Origin of the sequence: Jiangella muralis (genome assembly GCF_001270745.1) — a bacterium.
Taxonomy (GTDB): Bacteria; Actinomycetota; Actinomycetes; order Jiangellales; family Jiangellaceae; genus Jiangella; species Jiangella muralis.
In genome coordinates this window covers 1-559 of the sequence record NZ_LFXL01000090.1, presented here as the reverse complement: position 1 = coordinate 559, position 559 = coordinate 1, and the positions used below count along the sequence as shown (strand labels likewise).

Here is a 559-nt window from a genome sequence, read left to right as displayed (position 1 = left end):
CTCTCTGTCAAGATCCGGTGTGCCGGGTCCTGCTCGACGGGGCGGGTGCCGGTGTGAGTACCGGGTGACTCATCCATGATCTGTCCCGGCTGTGGCCGGTGGCTTGGTGTTGACCTGTCCCTGGTGCTCACGGGGCGAGAGCCCGGCCGGGCGTGACTTGATAGAAGCCTGGGGCATTGCGCGCCCCAAGAGAGATTCGTCCACCCGGTCCGGGCCCTCGTGACACGTTGCCCGTCACACGCTTGCGAGCAGAAACGGACGCCTCTCATGGTGACAGTGGGGATCGACCCGCACAAGCAGACACACACCGCGGTGATCATCGACGACACCGGCCGCCGCCTCGGCAAGGCGTTGACCGTGCCCGACGACCCCGCCAGCGTCGCCAAGCTGCTCAGCTGGGCCGGCCGGCACGCCGCCGGCGCGTCGGTGACGTGGGCGATCGAGGACGGCCGTGGCCTGGCTCGCCGCCTGGCCACCGCGCTGGTCGCCGCCGGCGCGTCGGTGGTGTGGGTGCCGGTGCGGTTGATGGTGGCCGAGCGCCGCCACACCGGCCCGCGGG

The 559-nt window shown here is 71.0% G+C and carries 1 protein-coding gene; it reads left to right on the top strand.

What is annotated here, in order from left to right; all coding sequences use genetic code 11:
- Positions 1 to 267: 267 nt before the first annotated feature.
- The coding region (locus ACW62_RS32795) for an IS110 family transposase (RefSeq protein ID WP_157575153.1) at positions 268 to 559 on the top strand (292 nt) is incomplete at its 3' end.